General features: G+C 62.9%; 11 protein-coding genes. 2 read left to right on the forward strand and 9 right to left on the reverse strand.

All coding sequences use genetic code 11. From position 1 onward, the window contains the following. Positions 1-2 precede the first annotated feature (2 nt). From E1742_RS15900 to E1742_RS15935, 8 genes are all read right to left on the reverse strand, one after another. Positions 3-2,063, reverse strand: coding sequence for a 3-hydroxybutyrate oligomer hydrolase family protein (locus tag E1742_RS15900; protein ID WP_134385967.1), 2,061 nt, complete (start codon positions 2,061-2,063; stop codon positions 3-5). Between the two features lie 83 nt (positions 2,064-2,146). Next, on the reverse strand, positions 2,147-3,121 hold the full coding sequence (locus E1742_RS15905) for a branched-chain amino acid ABC transporter permease (RefSeq protein ID WP_134385968.1): 975 nt from the start codon (positions 3,119-3,121) through the stop codon (positions 2,147-2,149). A 9-nt stretch (positions 3,122-3,130) separates the two neighbouring features. Next, a complete protein-coding gene (locus E1742_RS15910) occupies positions 3,131-4,015 on the reverse strand; it encodes a branched-chain amino acid ABC transporter permease (RefSeq protein ID WP_134385969.1) in 885 nt (294 codons plus the stop codon). Positions 4,016-4,345: 330 nt separating this feature from the next. After that, positions 4,346-5,554 (reverse strand): ABC transporter substrate-binding protein, encoded by a 1,209-nt coding sequence (locus tag E1742_RS15915; RefSeq protein WP_134385970.1) that lies wholly within the window; start codon positions 5,552-5,554, stop codon positions 4,346-4,348. A 173-nt stretch (positions 5,555-5,727) separates the two neighbouring features. Beyond that, complete coding sequence (locus E1742_RS15920; RefSeq protein WP_371860233.1) at positions 5,728-6,462, reverse strand: ABC transporter ATP-binding protein; 735 nt, start codon at positions 6,460-6,462, stop codon at positions 5,728-5,730. 47 nt (positions 6,463-6,509) lie between these two features. Beyond that, positions 6,510-7,292, reverse strand: coding sequence for an ABC transporter ATP-binding protein (locus E1742_RS15925; protein ID WP_134385971.1), 783 nt, complete (start codon positions 7,290-7,292; stop codon positions 6,510-6,512). A 189-nt stretch (positions 7,293-7,481) separates the two neighbouring features. Next, positions 7,482-9,119: a GMC family oxidoreductase gene (locus E1742_RS15930; RefSeq protein ID WP_134385972.1), complete on the reverse strand. Its 1,638-nt coding sequence runs from the start codon at positions 9,117-9,119 to the stop codon at positions 7,482-7,484. Positions 9,120-9,129: 10 nt separating this feature from the next. Beyond that, a complete protein-coding gene (locus E1742_RS15935; RefSeq protein ID WP_134385973.1) occupies positions 9,130-10,167 on the reverse strand; it encodes an NAD(P)H-dependent flavin oxidoreductase in 1,038 nt (345 codons plus the stop codon). A gap of 729 nt (positions 10,168-10,896) precedes the next feature. Between E1742_RS15935 and E1742_RS15940 the strand changes: the two genes are divergently transcribed. After that, entirely contained in the window at positions 10,897-11,631 is a 735-nt protein-coding gene (locus E1742_RS15940) for a 5'-methylthioadenosine/adenosylhomocysteine nucleosidase (RefSeq protein ID WP_229466012.1), read from the forward strand. A 762-nt stretch (positions 11,632-12,393) separates the two neighbouring features. Here the strand turns inward: E1742_RS15940 and putA are convergent. Further along, on the reverse strand, positions 12,394-16,029 hold the full coding sequence (putA, locus tag E1742_RS15945; protein ID WP_134385974.1) for a trifunctional transcriptional regulator/proline dehydrogenase/L-glutamate gamma-semialdehyde dehydrogenase: 3,636 nt from the start codon (positions 16,027-16,029) through the stop codon (positions 12,394-12,396). A gap of 204 nt (positions 16,030-16,233) precedes the next feature. Between putA and E1742_RS15950 the strand changes: the two genes are divergently transcribed. Continuing rightward, positions 16,234-16,689: an Lrp/AsnC ligand binding domain-containing protein gene (locus E1742_RS15950; protein ID WP_028833852.1), complete on the forward strand. Its 456-nt coding sequence runs from the start codon at positions 16,234-16,236 to the stop codon at positions 16,687-16,689. Positions 16,690-16,704: the final 15 nt, after the last annotated feature.

Genomic DNA, 16,704 nt, shown 5'->3' on the forward strand with positions numbered 1-16,704 from the left:
ACTTACTCCGGTATCGTGACCGTCGTGCCGCTGATGGTGATGGCGTTCGATCCCGGTGCGTTGGAAATCAGCGGAACGTTCAGCTCTGTGATCGGTACGCCGGCGTCGAGCCGCGTGGTCGTGCGCACCAGCTGCGATGGCGGCAATGCCGTCGCGCTGTTCTTCAGATTGGCATAGACGGCGTCCAGTGCACGGAACAGATAGACGTGCAGCGGCACGACGACATTCGGCAGCGCGGTGGCAAACGAATCGAAATGGTTGGCGTTGGTCACTTCGATATAGCGCAGCTTGCTGTTGGCGCCTTCCACCGCCGCGTTCAGGCCCAGATAGGCGCGCGACGCGTGATTCACCGGAATCAGCGCATCGGACCGGCCGGACACGATCACCGCCGGCTTGCCGCGCAGGTTGCCCGTCGCCTGCACTTCCGTCATGCCGGCGCGCACGCGCGTGCTCATCGTGGCCATGTCGCCCTGCAGCGCATCGCCCGTCACGGCGTCGACCCCCGTCGCCAGCGAGCGCAGGCACAGGAAGCCATCCAGCGACTGGTCTTCGATACCGGACGATTTCGATACGCCCAGGTTGTACGCCTTGGCGCCGCCCACCGAATCTTCATAGATCGGCGTGCCGACAATGCCGTTCTGCGTGGCAAAGGCGGATGCCTTCTGGGCGGCCGTGAACACGGTCGGATTACCGGTGGTATCGACCGGCCCCCAGTTGAAACCGCACACCTTGTCCGCCACTGAGAACTTGCCGTAGGCATTGACGTACGTGACGGCCACCAGCACATTCGTCAGCGCATGCAAGGCCTGCAGCGGCTCAGCATCGGCCGTCCAGCCGTACGCCTTCAGTCGCGCCTTGGCATCGTTCTGCCGTGCCACGAGGTCAGTACCATTCAGCAGGCCTTTCTGGACCAGCGACGCGCACCGACCCGCGCCGCCGGCAATGCAGGGCTGGTACAGCGCCGCATAGCTGGAGTAATCGAGCAACGCCTTGCCCTGCGCCGGCACCGTCGACACGCCCTGGCGAATCGTGTACCCCGTTGCCTTGTTCGGCTGGATCTGCGGCTCCGTGGCGGCGACGGCGTCGATCAGGCCGCGCGTGTCCTGCTCGGCCGCCAGCAGCGCCGAGCCGGCGCCGTTGGAAATGCTGGACGCAATCGTCAGCGTGTTGTCGGGCGTGAAACGGACGGTGCGGCCGGTGCCGTCGCCCGTCTGCACCCCATAGCGCTCATTGAGCACATAGAAGGCGAACTCGACCGCCTGCAGCGTGATCCTGCCCCAGTCCTTTTCCGGGTTCTGCTGCGAGTGCGCATGCTTGAAGGCGATACGGCCCGGATATTGCTCGGCGAACGCCTTGCGCTGCGCATCCGTCAGCTCCGGCGCGAACGACGCGTTCTTGCCGGCCGCCGTGCGCGTCGCCCGCAAGCCGTTCTGGCCGATCACGCTGTCGTCATCGAACGTATACAACCCCGTGCCGCTGCCCTTGTCCGCATACGCCACGGCACAGTTGTGCTTCAGGCCCCATTCGCCGGCGCTGCCGATGGCGCCATAGATGCCGCGCGAGCCGCTCGAGGTGCCCGTCACGATGCACGGGTTGGCGGGGTCGAAGCTGGCCGGTACCTGCACCATCAACGTCACGTTCTGTTTGCCGCTGCCGTCGTCCGCGTAGGCCAGGTATTCCGTGCCCGCGATCATGCCGCTGGCATTGCCGGCGCCGCCTGCGACGGGCACGTTCGGCCCGTACAGTGAGCCGTAACCGCTGGCGGCATTGATGTCGAGTACGGCGCGGTAGTTGGCAAAGATGGCGTTCCGACGCAGTTCGCGCGCGCTGGGATTGGCCGGATCGTTATAGACGGGGGGCGCGGCGGCGGCCAGGCCCGAGGCGCCAAGCCCGGCGGTCAGCAGGTCGTCCGTGCTGCCGTCATAGCTCATGCTGGTAATGGCGCCCAGATACGCGGGCTTCTGGTTCACCGCGGCCGGCGTTTCATCACGGCTGTGATCGCCGCAAGCGGACAGGGCAACGGCAACGGCCAGCGCCATGGCGGTACGGGTAGGTGTGTGCATGTCTCTTCCTTTTATTGTTTCAGGCTTGCCGCCTGCAATGGTGCAGTCGAAAAAAAACGCCGGCGTGGCCGGCGTTGCCTGGTTCAGGCAAGCTTGCGCCTGTCGAAGCGGGCCACGATTTCCCCCACGATACCGCGCCGGAACAGCAGCACGCAAGCAACGAAGATCAGGCCGGTTACCATGCTGACCGCTTCGCCCAGCGTGCCGAACCACTCGATCCCGGTGCCGTTGGCCAGCATGGTGCCCAGGTCGCCCAGCTTGTTTTCCAGGACGATGATGATGACCGCGCCGAGCAGAGGACCGGCCAGCGTGCCCATGCCGCCGACCAGCGTCATCAGGATGACGAGGCCGGACATGGTCCAGTGCAGGTCCGTCAGCGTCTCGAAGCCCAGCACGACGGTTTTCAGCGCGCCTGCCAGTCCCGCCAGGGCCGCCGACAGCACGAACGCCACCAGCTTGTATCGGTCGACGTCGTAGCCCAGCGAGATGGCTCGCGGCTCGTTTTCCTTGATGGCCTTGAGCACCTGCCCGAACGGCGAATGAATGGTACGCACGATCAGCGCAAAGGCGGCCACGGCGATGGCCAGCACGACAAAGTACAACGTCAGGTCCTGGGACAGGTCGAGCACACCCAGCAGCTTGCCGCGCGGTACGCCCTGCAACCCGTCCTCGCCCCCGGTGAAATCGGTAAAGCGCAGCCCGCCGAAGTACACCATCTGCGCCAGCGCCAGCGTGATCATGGAAAAATAAATGCCGGAACGGCGGATCGCCAGCGCGCCCATGACCAGCCCGACAATGGCCGCGCCACCGACGCCGGCCAGCAAGGCCAGCTCGACGGACAGGCCCCAGTTCTTCAACGCGTTGCCGGCCACATAACCGGCCGCGCCGAAGAATGCCGCGTGGCCGAACGACAGCAGCCCCGTGTAACCGATCAGCAGGTTGAACGCGCAGGCAAACAGGGCAAAGCACAGCAGCTTCATCAGGAAGACGGGATAGCCGACAAACGGGGCCGCCAGGGCCACCAGCAGCGCCAGCGCATAACCAACGGATTTGTACATGGGTGACCTCTATTTTTCCTTGCCGAACAAGCCGGCGGGACGCAGCAGCAGCACGATGACCATCACGAGAAACACGACGGTGGACGAGAACTCCGGGTAGAACACGCGCGTCAGCCCTTCGATGACGCCCAGTCCCAGCCCCGTGACGATCGACCCCATGATGGAGCCCATGCCGCCGATGACGACGACGGCAAACACGACGATGATCAGGTTCGAGCCCATCAATGGCGACACCTGGATGATCGGCGCCGCCAGCACGCCGGCAAAGCCGGCCAGTGCCACGCCGAAGCCGTACGTCAAGGTCACCATCAACGGCACGTTGACGCCGAACGCCTCGACCAGTTTCGGGTTTTCCGTGCCGGCCCGCAGATAGGCGCCCAGTTTGGTTCGCTCGATTACGTACCAGGTGGAGAAGCACACGACCAGCGATGCCAACACGACCCAGCCCCGGTAATTCGGCAGGATCATGAAGCCCAGGTCGGTTGCGCCCTGCAGCATCTCGGGCGTTTCAAACGGCTGGCCGGACACACCGTAAAACGAGCGGAACACGCCTTCCACCAGCAACGTGATACCGAAGGTCAGCAGCAGGCCGTACAGGTGATCGAGCTTGTACAGCCAGCGCAGCATCGTCTTTTCGATGAGAATGCCCAACGCACCCACGACGAGCGGGGCCAGCAGCAACATGGCCCAGTACGACAGACCCAGGTAGCTCATTCCCATCCAGGCGACAAACGCCCCCATCATGTACATGGCGCCGTGCGAGAAATTGATGACGTTCAGCAGGCCGAAAATCACGGCCAGCCCCAGCGACAGCATGGCGTAGAACGAACCGTTGACGAGGCCCAGTGTCAGCTGGCTCATCACCACGGGCAAGGGATAACCGAATAGTTCCATAGCTGCACAATCTCAGAGTGGGTGGAGGAAGCAGTTACGACAGCAAAGCGGGCACAGCAAGGCGTTGACGGCGCGACGGCTCGCGGGAACGCATCCCCCGACCGGCCATGGAACCCGAGCATTGGCAACCACGCCATGGCGGCCATTGGCGCCATGCGGTCACGCACGCCGGCGGCCTCGTCGTCGTCATCGGCCGTCAGCACCGGGCGTGCCACGCGATCGCGGCAATGCGGTCAGCAGTGCGGCGGCCGCGGTGCTACGCAGGACGCCAGCCCCTGCGCCCCGTCGGGCCGCACGGCCACGCCTGACGGGCCGGTGCCATGCCAGGGTCTATTTCCACAACGAGCACTTTGTCTCGGCCTTGGTCATGTACGCCTGCGCGCCCGGGATCGTGGCCACCAGCTTGTAGTAGTCCCACGGGTATTTCGACTCGGACGGTTTTTTCACTTCCATCAGGTACATGTCGTGCACCATGCGGCCGTCCGGACGGATCACGCCGTTCTTGGTGAACATGTCATTGATCGGGGTTTTCTTCAGGTGGGCCATGACCTTGTCGGAATCGTCCGTGCCCACGGCCTTGACGGCTTTCAGGTAGTTCGCGGCGGCGGAGTAATCGGCTGCCTGCAGCATCGACGGTTCCTTTTTCATCTTGGCGAAATAACGCTTCGACCAGGCGCGCGTCTCGGCATTGGCGTCCCAGTACCAGCCGTCGGTGAGATACATGCCCTGCGTGGCGTTCAGGCCGAGCGAGTGGATATCGTTAATGAAGATCAGCAGCCCGGCCAGCTTCATGCTCTTGGTCACGCCGAACTCGTTGGCGGCCTTGATCGAGTTGATCGCGTCGCCGCCGGCATTAGCCAGGCCGAGGATCTGCGCCTTGGAGCCTTGCGCCTGCAGCAGGAACGACGAGAAGTCGGACGCGGACAGCGGATGTTTCACAGCGCCCAGCACCTTGCCGCCGCCGGCCTTGACGACTTCGGCCGTGTCCTTCTCCAGAGAATGGCCGAAGGCATAGTCCGCCGTCATGAAGTACCAGTTCTTGCCGCCCTGCTTGACGATGGCGCCGCCCGTGCCACGCGCCAGCGCCACGGTGTCATAGGCATAGTGGACGGTGTACGGCGTGCATTCCTCATTGGTCAGGCGCGACGAGCCGGCGCCGATCGAGATGAAGATTTTTTTCTTGTCCGCCGCCACTTTGGCCATGGCCAGGTTGGCGCCGGAGTTGGTGCCGCCGATCAGCATGTCGACACCCTGCTGGTCGAACCATTCGCGCGCTTTCGAGGCGGCGATATCGGCCTTGTTCTGGTGGTCCGCGGAGATGAATTCGACCTTCTTGCCGGCGATGACGACACCGGCGTCGGAAATGGCCATCTTGATCGCTTCGGCACCGCCGGCACCGTCGATGTCGGTGTACAGGCCGTTCATATCGGTAATGAAGCCGATCTTGATCGTGTCGCCCGATACCTGCGCCTGGGCGGCAAACGTGAGGCCCATTGCGCAGAGGGCAAAGGCGGCAGTGGCGATAGCTGTGCGTTTCATGTTGTTGTCTCCGTTATTGGACACTGCGGATGCGGGCGGCATACCGGATGCTGCTGGATCCCTTCAGCAACCTCCGGCATGCCGGCCCTGCCGGCGTCCGTTGGCTTATCAAAACGCAGGTCCGCCGACGGCGGCTGCGTCAGTTCCCTGCTGTATCTTGATTGCGGCCGGGCTTATACACCCAGCAATTCGGTCAGCACCGGCATCTTTGCTCCCAGCTCGGATGCGGCAAACGTTTCAACGATCTGACCATGTTCCATCACGTAAAACCGGTCCGCCAGTGGCGCGGCAAAACGGAAGTTCTGCTCGACCATGACGATCGTATAACCTTTGGCCTTGAGCGTCCTGATCATCCGCGCCAATCCCTGCACGATGACAGGGGCCAGGCCCTCGGAGATCTCGTCCAGCAGCAGCAGGCGGGCGCCCGTGCGCAGGATGCGCGCCACGGCCAGCATCTGCTGCTCGCCGCCGGACAGCCGCGTGCCCTGGCTGTGGCGGCGCTCCTTCAGGTTCGGGAACATCTCGTAGATTTCGTCGATGCCCATGCCCTTCTCGCCCGTTTTCAACGCTGGCGGCAGCATCAGGTTTTCCTCGGTCGACAGCGAGGCGAAGATACCCCGCTCTTCCGGGCAATAGCCGATACCCAGGTGCGCCACCTGGTGCGTCGGCAGGCCGATCGCCTCCTTGCCGCCCACCTTGATCGAGCCCTGGCGTGCGCCGGTCAGGCCCATGATGGCGCGCAGCGTGGTCGTGCGCCCGGCGCCGTTGCGGCCCAGCAGCGTCACGACTTCGCCCTGGCGCACGGCCATGTTGACGTTGTGCAGGATGTGCGATTCGCCATACCACGCCTGCAGGTTGGCGATTTCCAGGGCCATGCCGGCGCCCGGCGCGGCGGGCGCTTTCGGCATCGCGTGCGTGGCCGCGCCCCGTGGCGCGGAATCGATCGTTGCCGTCATCAGTGTGCTCCCGCCAGTTCGACCGCTTCCGCACCCGCTTCCGTGCCCATATACGCCTCCATCACCTGCGCGTTGTTCGACACCTCGTCATAGCTGCCTTCGGCGAGCATGGCGCCCCGCTGCAGCACGGAGATCTTGTCGCAGATGCCGGAGACGACGCTCATATTGTGTTCCACCATCAGGATGGTCCGGCCCTGCGACACTTTCCTGATCAGCTCGGTCACGCGGTGCACGTCCTCATGGCCCATACCCTGGGTCGGCTCGTCCAGCAGCATCAATTCCGGCTCCATCGCCAGCGTCGTGGCGATCTCCAGCGCGCGCTTGCGGCCGTACGGCATGTCGGCCGTGATCGTGTCCGCAAAGCCCGTCAGGTCGACTTCGGCCAGCAGCCCCATGGCCCGCTCGTTCAGGCGGTCAAGCGTTTTTTCGCTGCGCCAGAAGTGAAACGTCGTGCCCAGCTGGCGCTGCAGTCCGATGCGCACGTTCTGCAACACGGTCAGGTGGGGAAACACGGCGGAAATCTGGAAGGAGCGGATGATGCCCATGCGGGCAATCTGGGCGGGGCGGGCCGACGTGATGTCGTGGCCGTTGAACAGGATCTGGCCGGCGGACGGCACGAGAAATTTGGTCAGCAGATTGAAACAGGTGGTCTTGCCGGCGCCGTTGGGGCCGATCAGCGCATGGATATGGCCGCGCTGAACCTGCAGATTCACGTTGTTGACGGCCGTGAATCCCTTGAATTCCTTGGTCAACGCTCGTGTTTCCAAGATGAAGTCCGACATCGTGTCTCCCCGATATTCTTGTCTCCCTCTTGCCGAACTATTGTGCAGTGCGGCGAGGATGCTTTACATCTTGCTAAATTTTTTTTTGATCATACACAGAACAATTTTTCGTCACAATACCGTATAACTACCATAAACTTTTGACGTTCTGCGGCGAAACAGCGCGAAAATGCTGTCGTGCACGTAACGTCAGCCGGCGGCACGCCGGGTCTCCGAACGCAACCATTGGGCGGCTTTTTCCGCGATCATGATGACCGGCGAATTCGTATTGCCCGATGTAATTGTCGGCATCACCGATGCGTCAACGACCCGTAACCCCGCCACACCGTTGACGCGCAACTGGCTGTCGACCACGGCCAACGGATCCCCGGCGCGGCCCATGCGGCAGGTGCCGACAGGGTGAAAAATCGTCGTGCCGATCGACCCGGCTGCCTCGGCCAGTTCCTCGTCGGTACGATAGTGAATCCCGGGCTTGTATTCTTCCGGCGCATAGCGGGACAACGCAGGCGCCGCGGCGATCCGGCGCGTCAACCCCAATGCCGCGCAGGCAACGCGCCGGTCCTCGGGCGTATTCAGGTACATCGGCGTGATTTTCGGCGGTGCGTAGGCGTCGCCCGACGCAATGCGCACGTGCCCGCGCGACGTGGGCCGCAGGTTGCAGACGCTGGCCGTGAACGCGGGGAACGGATGCAGCGGTTCGCCAAAGCGCTCCAGCGACAGCGGCTGCACGTGATACTGCAGGTTCGGCGTGGGTTCTTCCGGGTGCGAGCGGGCGAACGCGCCCAGCTGGGATGGCGCCATCGACATCGGCCCGCTCTGGAACAGCGCGTATTCCAGGCCGATGCGCAGTTTGCCATACCAGTTGCGTGTCATCGCGTTCAGTGTCTTCGCCCCCTGAATGCGAAAGACCATGCGCAGCTGCAGGTGGTCCTGCAGGTTTTCGCCCACGCCGGGCGCGTCGAGCACGGGTGTCACGCCGGCCCGTTGCAGGCCGGCTGCGGGGCCAATGCCGGACAGTTGCAGGATCTGCGGCGAGCCGATGGCGCCGGCGCACAGCAGCGTTTCGCGGGTGGCGTGCGCTGTCCAGCGTGTGCCGCCGCCGGTAAACTGCACGCCGCGGCACATGGCGCCGCCCTCCTCCGCATCGATCAACAGGCGTTCGACGTGGCACCCCGTCATCAACGTCAGGTTCGGCCGTTGCGCGGCAGGACGCAAGAATGCCTTGGCCGTGTTCCAGCGAATGCCGCGGCGCTGGTTGACCTCGAAGTAGCCGCAGCCGAGGTTGTCACCCCGATTGAAATCGTCGGTTTTCGGGATGCCGGTCTGTTCCGCCGCGTCACGAAACGCGTCGAGGATTTCCCACGACAGCCGCTGTTTTTCCACGCGCCATTCGCCGCCCGCGCCATGGTAGTCGGACGCGCCCCGGTAGTGGTCCTCGCTCTTGCGAAACAGCGGCAGCACATGATCCCAGCGCCAGCTCGCGTCGCCCGTGACGTCGGCCCAGTGATCGTAATCGCAAGCCTGGCCGCGCATATAGATCATGCCGTTGATGGATGAACTGCCGCCCAGCACCTTGCCGCGCGGGTACAGCAGACTACGCCCACCCAGGCCTGCATCCGGTTCCGTACGAAACAACCAGTCCGTGCGGGGATTGTCGATGCAGTGCAGATAGCCGACCGGGATATGGATCCACACATAATCGTCGCGGCCGCCCGCTTCGATCAGCAACACCTGCACGCCGGGGTCCTGCGTCAGGCGGTTGGCCAGCACGCAGCCGGCCGAGCCGGCACCGACGATGATGTAATCGAACTGTCCTGCCGATTCCAAGGCAGCGCCCCTAGCGTTGCTGCAGTTCGGCCACCAGCGTTTCCATCAGCTTGGCCGCCGACATGCGGCGCGCCCGGCCCACACCGGTACCGCACCACAACGACATCAATTCCGAATCGCCCCGTTTGGCCGCTTCGAAACGGATCGGTCCGGTCAGTGCGTTCTGCACCGGATACGGGGGCACCTGGTCCTCGACCGCCTCCATCAGCTGCATGAAGCGATTTTCCAGGCCGCGCGCGTAGCGGCCGGAAAACGCCCTGGTCAGCCGCGTGCGTGCATTGCCCGCATGTTGCAGACGATGTTTATATGCCGGATGAATGCCCGATTCGTCCGTGACCAGGAACGCCGTGCCCATCTGTACTGCCGTGGCGCCAAGATCGAGCCGCTCGCGGATATCGGCCCCCGTCATGACGTTGCCTGCAGAGATGACGGGAATGCGTACCGCCCCCACGACGTCCTGCAGCAATTCCACGGCGCCCAAGGTGGCATCGCGTTGATCGCCGATAAACGTGCCGCGATGTCCGCCCGCTTCAATGCCCGACGCAATCACCGCGTTGGCGCCGGCCGCCTCCCACGCCTGGGCTTCGTCGACGCGGGTGACCGTGCCGATCACGAAAATCCCCACGTCCTGCAAGCGCCGCACCTGGGCAGGCGACAGGATGTCGAACGTAAAGCTGGCCACGGCGGGGCGCAGGGCGATCAGCGTATCGAACTGGGCGCTGAAATCCTCGCACCAGCGGAACGGTAGTGCCAGGTCGGGCCAGCCGAGCGATGTCCAGATCGGTTTCAGCAGTTCCACCGCCCGCGCAACCTCTTCCTTCGACGGATGAGGCGGACGCTGGACAAACAGATTGACGAGGAACGGCTTATTGGTCAGCGAACGGATGTCGCTGATGTGGTGACGCAACTTTTCTGGCGACAGCAGCGAGCCGGCCAGCGAGCCCAGCCCGCCCGCGTTGGATACCGCGGCAACCAGTGTCGGGGTGTTGCAGCCCCCTGCCATCGGTCCCTGGATGATGGGTTGGGGGAACAATGACCGTAAATCCATATCGTCTCCTCTGGATTCGACCTGTGGATAAACGATTGGATATCCACAGGTACCATTTGTGCGTAAACGTCACGACGGTGGACAACGGTTTTTTTGTCCCAAAACAGTTCTTCCGCCATACACGGTTTACGCGCCGGGTTGTACTTCTCGTAAACGCTTGATTCTAATCCAGTTGAGGTAGTTATCCACAGACGAGTGCTGCTGTTAACAACTACCACTATTTTATATACATACTTATGCCAGTAAACCGAGGAGCGTGCCGTTCGGTCCAGATTGCCATACGACGGGGATTTCTGAAGACGGAATGTTGTTTTTTTTGATTGACCGACTGTCGGAGCGTGCGCAACCCATCACGGCTCACTGATGTTTTTTTTGCTGTAGACGCTTTTTTTCGCCGATCTGGGCCAACGGGAGGCTTCGCAGCCGCCTCATGACGCAGAAAATGGCCATTTTGGCAGCCCTTCTGTGGATAACCTCTTGCATATCCACAGGATCGAATGTGCGTAAACCGTAAAGTTGGGCACAACGGGATTTTTTGTTCAGAAGTCGTCCTGCCTGGATACAATGCTTGTCCAGCCGGTTAACGGAGCCGTAAACACCTGATTTTGTGGATGTTAACAGCTTTATCCACAGGAACATCGTCGTTTACTACCTACTACCAGCTTATATAAATACTTTTATCTAAGTTAAAACCAACCTCACAGGCGCCGACAACGGCCCGAAACCACGATGACTTCGACCATTTCAACGAAAAAAATGCGGCTGGGAATCATTTCGGCCTTGGCGGAAGAGCAGCAGGGGCTGATCGATGCGATGCCCGATGCAACAAGGCTCACCCACGGCATGCGCGAGTACACGAGCGGAACGTTGTGGCATACCGACGCCGTTGCTGTCCTGTCGCGTATCGGCAAGGTCGCTGCGGCGATGACGGCGGCAACGCTTGTGGAAAAGTTCGGTGTTACCCACATCATTTTTACGGGCGTTGCCGGCAGCGCCGACTTTGGTGTCCGGGTGGGCGATGTTGTCGTGGCAGAATCGCTGGTGCAGCACGATATGGACGCGTCGCCGCTGTTTCCCCGCTTTGAAGTGCCACTGACGGGACTGTCGCAACTGCCCACCGACCGGGAACTGTCACGCCAGTTGGCCAACGCCGCACGGCGTTTCCTGGAAAACGAACCAGGCGGCGCCAAATTGCACTGTGGCCTGATCGGCAGCGGCGACCAGTTCATCAACGATGGTGTCCGGCTGGCCGCATTGAAAGACGCGTTACCGGAACTGCTGGCGGTCGAAATGGAAGGCGCCGCCGTCGCCCAGGTCTGCTTTGAGCTGAACGTGCCGTTTGCCGTGATCCGCACCATTTCCGACAACGCCAACGAAGATGCCGCCACGGATTTCATGCATTTCGTCAAAACGGTGGCATCCCGCTACGCCTTCGGCATCCTGCGCAACTTCTGTCACGGCTGAGCGAAGTTGTGGAGAACGCGGAAGTTGTCCACAGCCGCGCAGAATGCCGGAACGCAACCCGGACTGTCACAGACGGAAAGCCCAACAATGAGCCCGTGTCACCTTGGGTTACCCTCCTCCACATGGGCACGAGCCCGGTAGTTGCAGAACCCGGAGGGACCAGGGCCGGCAGTGCCACGCATACGGTTGAGTCCGTTTAAGCGTCTCGGGAGGCGTACATGCCTGCGCTTCCATGGAGGCAAGTGCAGGTTTTGTCACCTGCATGGCAGCAAAGGACCCTATAGACTGGGCAATGGCGAGGTTGCTGGATGCTGCCGACCCGGCCTGGACGCGTTTACAGCCCCGCCAGGCGCTTCAAACTGTTGAGCAGGGGACCGGGACGACGTTCTAGTTTTAAGCTCGTCTGGCGCTCATCTGACGCGTTGTATGGCACCCGGCTGGGGGTGCCGGCTGTTCGTCATACAACATTGTTGCGGTGTGGGCAGTCGGGCCAGCTCGGCCGGGACTGCACGATACCGCCAGACGCGTTGACAGCCTTGCTGGGCGCCTGGTTGACGTGGTCAAGGGCTGGATGAGGGTTTCAGGTTGGCGAGCTTACAGGCTCATCTGTGGCTTGCAGCGGTGGTCGCAGTCGCCAATGAGATGACTCGTAAGCCGGAAGCGTCTCCCTGTTGGGGATGACACCGGACACATGTGGCAAAAAACTCCCCAACAAAAATGGCGCGGATCACCGCGCCATTTTTTTTACTGAAGAGAAAACGCTTACGCGCCCAGGGTCATCAGACTGGCATTGCCGCCTGCCGCGGTCGTGTTGACGCACAACGCCCGTTCGGCAATCAGGCGCCACAGTGGAATGATGCCCTGCTCGGTCGTATCGATCACACTGACCAGCGCGCCGTCGCGTGCGGCCAGCGGACCGCGCAATTGCGGCGTCAGCGTGGATTCGACCAGTGCGATCTGGAAACCGTCCTGCAGCGCGCTCAGGTCGCCGACGACCTGGACGCGGTCGCGCACGGCATCGGGCAGGTCCGCCGGGACCACGGCCGGCGTCTGCGGCACCACAATCGCGACGTTGCCGGTGGCCAGCACCGCAGCGAGCTGGTTCAGCAGGCCGTCCTGGGTCGCGGCAAAGCAGGCGATCCCGCCGCGTGGCTCGTAGCGCAGCGTGTTGCGCTCGCCCGTCGGGCCGGGCAACAGGATTTCCGTGCCCAGTGGCGTCGTGCAGACGTACTGCTCGGCCAGCGCGGCCACTTGCGGCTTGCCCTTGGCCTTGGCCCAGACAGCCAGTGCGTCGACACAGGGCGACGACTGGCGCGCATGCACCTCGACCGGCGCTGCGGCACGCTGCAGGCGCTTCAGGTACAGCGGACCGCCCGCTTTCGGGCCCGTGCCGGACTTGCCTTCGCCGCCGAACGGCTGCACACCCACCACCGCGCCAACAATATTGCGGTTGACGTAGATATTGCCCACGTGGGCGCGCGACGTGATGAACCCGATCGTTTCATCGATGCGCGAGTGCACGCCCAAGGTCAGGCCGAAGCCGCTGGCATTGATCGATTCCACCACTTTCGGCAGCTCGTCGCGGCGATAGCGGATCACGTGCATGACGGGGCCGAACACTTCCTTCGTCAGCTCGTCCAGCGAACGGATTTCCAGCACCGTCGGGGGCACGAACGTCCCCGTCGCGCCTGCCGGCACGCCCAGCGAGAAGTGGGCAACGGCGGAACGCTTCGTCTGTTCGATATGCGACAGCAGGTTCTGCTGTGCTTCCGTGTCGATCACGGGACCGATGTCCGTGGCCAGGCGGTCCGGGTTGCCGATCTTGAGCTCGCCCATGGCACCTTTGAGCATCCTGATCGTCTTGTCGGCAATATCCTCCTGCAGGAACAGCACGCGCAGCGCGGAGCAGCGCTGGCCGGCACTGTCGAAGGCCGACGAGATTGCATCGGACACCACCTGCTCCGGCAACGACGACGAATCGACGATCATCGCGTTCTGCCCGCCCGTCTCGGCAATCAGCGGGATGTCGCAGTGTTCCGCCACGGCCCGCTTGGCCAATGTACGGTTGATCAGTTGCGCCACTTCCGTCGAACCCGTGAAAATCACGCCTTTGACGCGTGCGTCATTGCACAGGCCGGCACCGACGACTTCGCCGCGGCCCGGCAGGAACTGCAGCGCCGTGCGCGGAATGCCCGCTTCATGCAGCAGCTGCACGGCGCGGTGCGCGATCAGCGGCGTCTGCTCGGCCGGCTTGGCCAGCACGACGTTGCCCGCCGCCAGTGCGGCCGCTACCTGGCCCGTAAAGATCGCCAGCGGAAAATTCCACGGACTGATGCAGGTGACGGGGCCCAGCGCCAGCACATTTTTTTCATGCCGCACTTCTTGCGCGTAATAACGCAGGAAGTCGACCGCTTCACGCACTTCGGCGATGGCGTTCGGCAGCGACTTGCCCGCTTCGCGGATGGCCAGCGCCATCAGTTCCAGCGTATGCGCTTCGTACAGGTCGGCGGCACGGATCAGCGCATCGGCACGCTCTGAAGGCGCGACGGTTTGCCAGTCCATGGCGTAGGCGCTGGCGCTGGCCAGTGCCGTTTCCACGTCTGCCGCCGACGCTTCCGTCACGTGGCCGACGATATCGCCCCGTTGCGCCGGGTTCGTCAGCGCGGCCGCCGCTTGACCTGGCGCGACGTCACCGGCCAGCAGCGGCGCCGCCGTCCAGGTGCGTGGCTGGGCCAGCGCGACGGACACTTCGCGCAGCGTGTCTTCGTTGGACAGGTCGATGCCGGCCGAGTTCCGACGTCCCGCGCCAAACATCGCCAGCGGCAGCGGGATGGCCGGATGCGGCAGGCCCTGCTGCTGGCGCGCGATGGCCAGCGGGTTTTCGATCAGCCGGTCGACGGGAATGCTCTCGTCGACGATCTGGCTGACGAACGACGAATTCGCGCCGTTTTCCAGCAGACGGCGCACCAGGTAAGCCAGCAAGGTCTCATGCGTGCCGACGGGCGCATAGATGCGGCAGGCCTTGCCCAGGTTGGCATCGCCGACGACCTGGTCGTACAGCGTCTCGCCCATGCCGTGCAGGCACTGGAATTCATAGCTTTCGATGCCGTCCTGCTTGGCCCACGTGTAGATGGTCGACAGCGTTTGCGCGTTGTGGGTGGCAAACTGCGGATAGATCACGTCCGTTGCGGCCAGCAGGCGCTGCGCGCAGGCCAGGTATGACACGTCCGTGTACACCTTGCGCGTGTAGACCGGATAGCCGGGCATGCCGTCCACCTGGGCGCGCTTGATCTCGGCATCCCAGTAGGCGCCCTTGACAAGGCGCACCATGAACTTGCGGCCGGACCGGCGTGCCAGATCGACCAGGTAGTCGATCACGAACGGGCAGCGCTTCTGGTACGCCTGCACGACGAAGCCGATGCCGTCGAAGCCGGCCAGCTCGGGGTCGTGCGCCATCGCTTCCATCAGGTCCAGCGACAGTTCCAGGCGATCGGCCTCTTCCGCATCGATGTTCAGGCCGATGTTGTATTGCTTGGCCAGCAGCACCAGCGAGCGCAGGCGCGGCAGCAGTTCCGTCATCACGCGGTCGCGCTGGGCCCGGCTGTAACGGGGGTGCAGCGCCGACAGTTTGACGGAAATGCCGGGGCCGTTGCGGATGCCGCGGCCGTTCGATGCCTTGCCGATCGCGTGGATCGCCATCTCGTAGGACTTGTAGTAATTCGCCGCGTCGTGTTCCGTCAGGGCCGCTTCGCCCAGCATGTCGTAAGAGTAACGGTAGCCGCGCGCTTCGTTGTCGCGGCCGTTCCTGATCGCTTCGTCGATCGTCTGGCCCGTCACGAACTGGTTGCCCAGCATGCGCATGGCCAGGTCGACGCCCTTGCGGATCAGCGGTTCGCCGCCCTTGGCGATCAGGCGGGTAATGGCCGAGCCCAGCTTTTCCTCGCTGCTCGAGCTGACCAGCTTGCCAGTCACCAGCAGGCCCCAGGTTGCGGCATTGACAAACAGCGAGGGCGACTCGCCCAGATGCTTGCGCCAGTCGCCCTTGCTGATCTTGTCGGCAATGAGGCGGTCGGCGGTGGCGCTGTCGGGAATGCGCAGCAGCGCTTCAGCCAGGCACATCAGCGCCACGCCTTCTTCCGACGACAGCGAGAACTGGTGCATCAGCGCATCCACGCCGGAGGCGCGTGTGCGCTTTTCGCGCACCGCCGTTACCAGCCGGCGCGCCAACGCCTGTGCTTGCGCCGTCGTGTCGATTCCCTCGCGGATCTGACCCAGCAGCCATTGCACGGCGCTCTGTTCGTCACGCCGGTAGGCAGCGGTCACGGCCGCGCGCAGGGGGCCGGGATCGCGCAGGATTTCAGCTTGTAGGGCGGCAAATGGGGCAACGGGAGAATTCATGGGGCTCTTTATCGAGTGCAAAGTGTTGGGCGTACGTAACAAAACACGCTCCGCAAACGGGGTTTGCGGAGCGTGTCAAGCGTAAACGCGAATGATTCGATTGTATCGGGGAATCTTCTGGATTAATTCTGGTAATGCCGGGGGCTAGCAATAGATAGTTTTTGGTGAGAGAATTTAACCAAATATAATTAATTAGGGGATAGCATGCTGGACAAGATCAGTAAAAAAATCCTGATGGAGCTGCAAAGTGACGGCCGCATCAGCAATGTCGAGCTAGCCGCGCGCGTGAATCTGTCGCCGGCGGCCTGCCTGGAACGGGTGCGCAAACTGCATGAGTCGGGCTACATCATGGGCTACACGGCCCAACTCAACCCGCAGCTGCTGGACGTGTCGCTGCTCGTGTTCATCGAAGTAGTGCTGGACCGCACCACGCCGGAAGTATTCGATGCGTTCAAGCATAGCGTACAAGTCATTCCCGAGGTGCTCGAATGCCACATGGTGGCGGGCGGCTTCGACTACCTCGTCAAGGCGCGCGTGAAGGACATGGCTGCCTACCGCGAATTCCTCGGCAAAACCTTGTTGCAAAAAGGCGTGCGCGAAACCCATACTTATGCCGTAATGGAAGAAGTGAAGAACACAAGCAAGTTGCCAATCAAATAAGCGCGGCCCGGAGAG

The organism is Pseudoduganella plicata (assembly GCF_004421005.1).
Classification (GTDB): domain Bacteria; phylum Pseudomonadota; class Gammaproteobacteria; order Burkholderiales; family Burkholderiaceae_D; genus Rugamonas; species Rugamonas plicata.

Coding starts and splice junctions, on each gene's coding strand:
- putA (WP_134385974.1), bottom strand. CDS start 16,029: ATGAATTCTCCCGTTGCCCCATTTGCCGCCCTACAAGCTGAAATCCTG.
- E1742_RS15925 (WP_134385971.1), bottom strand. CDS start 7,292: ATGTCGGACTTCATCTTGGAAACACGAGCGTTGACCAAGGAATTCAAG.
- E1742_RS15905 (WP_134385968.1), bottom strand. CDS start 3,121: ATGTACAAATCCGTTGGTTATGCGCTGGCGCTGCTGGTGGCCCTGGCG.
- E1742_RS15920 (WP_371860233.1), bottom strand. CDS start 6,462: ATGCCGAAAGCGCCCGCCGCGCCGGGCGCCGGCATGGCCCTGGAAATC.
- E1742_RS15950 (WP_028833852.1), top strand. CDS start 16,234: ATGCTGGACAAGATCAGTAAAAAAATCCTGATGGAGCTGCAAAGTGAC.
- E1742_RS15940 (WP_229466012.1), top strand. CDS start 10,897: ATGACTTCGACCATTTCAACGAAAAAAATGCGGCTGGGAATCATTTCG.
- E1742_RS15915 (WP_134385970.1), bottom strand. CDS start 5,554: ATGAAACGCACAGCTATCGCCACTGCCGCCTTTGCCCTCTGCGCAATG.
- E1742_RS15910 (WP_134385969.1), bottom strand. CDS start 4,015: ATGGAACTATTCGGTTATCCCTTGCCCGTGGTGATGAGCCAGCTGACA.
- E1742_RS15900 (WP_134385967.1), bottom strand. CDS start 2,063: ATGCACACACCTACCCGTACCGCCATGGCGCTGGCCGTTGCCGTTGCC.
- E1742_RS15935 (WP_134385973.1), bottom strand. CDS start 10,167: ATGGATTTACGGTCATTGTTCCCCCAACCCATCATCCAGGGACCGATG.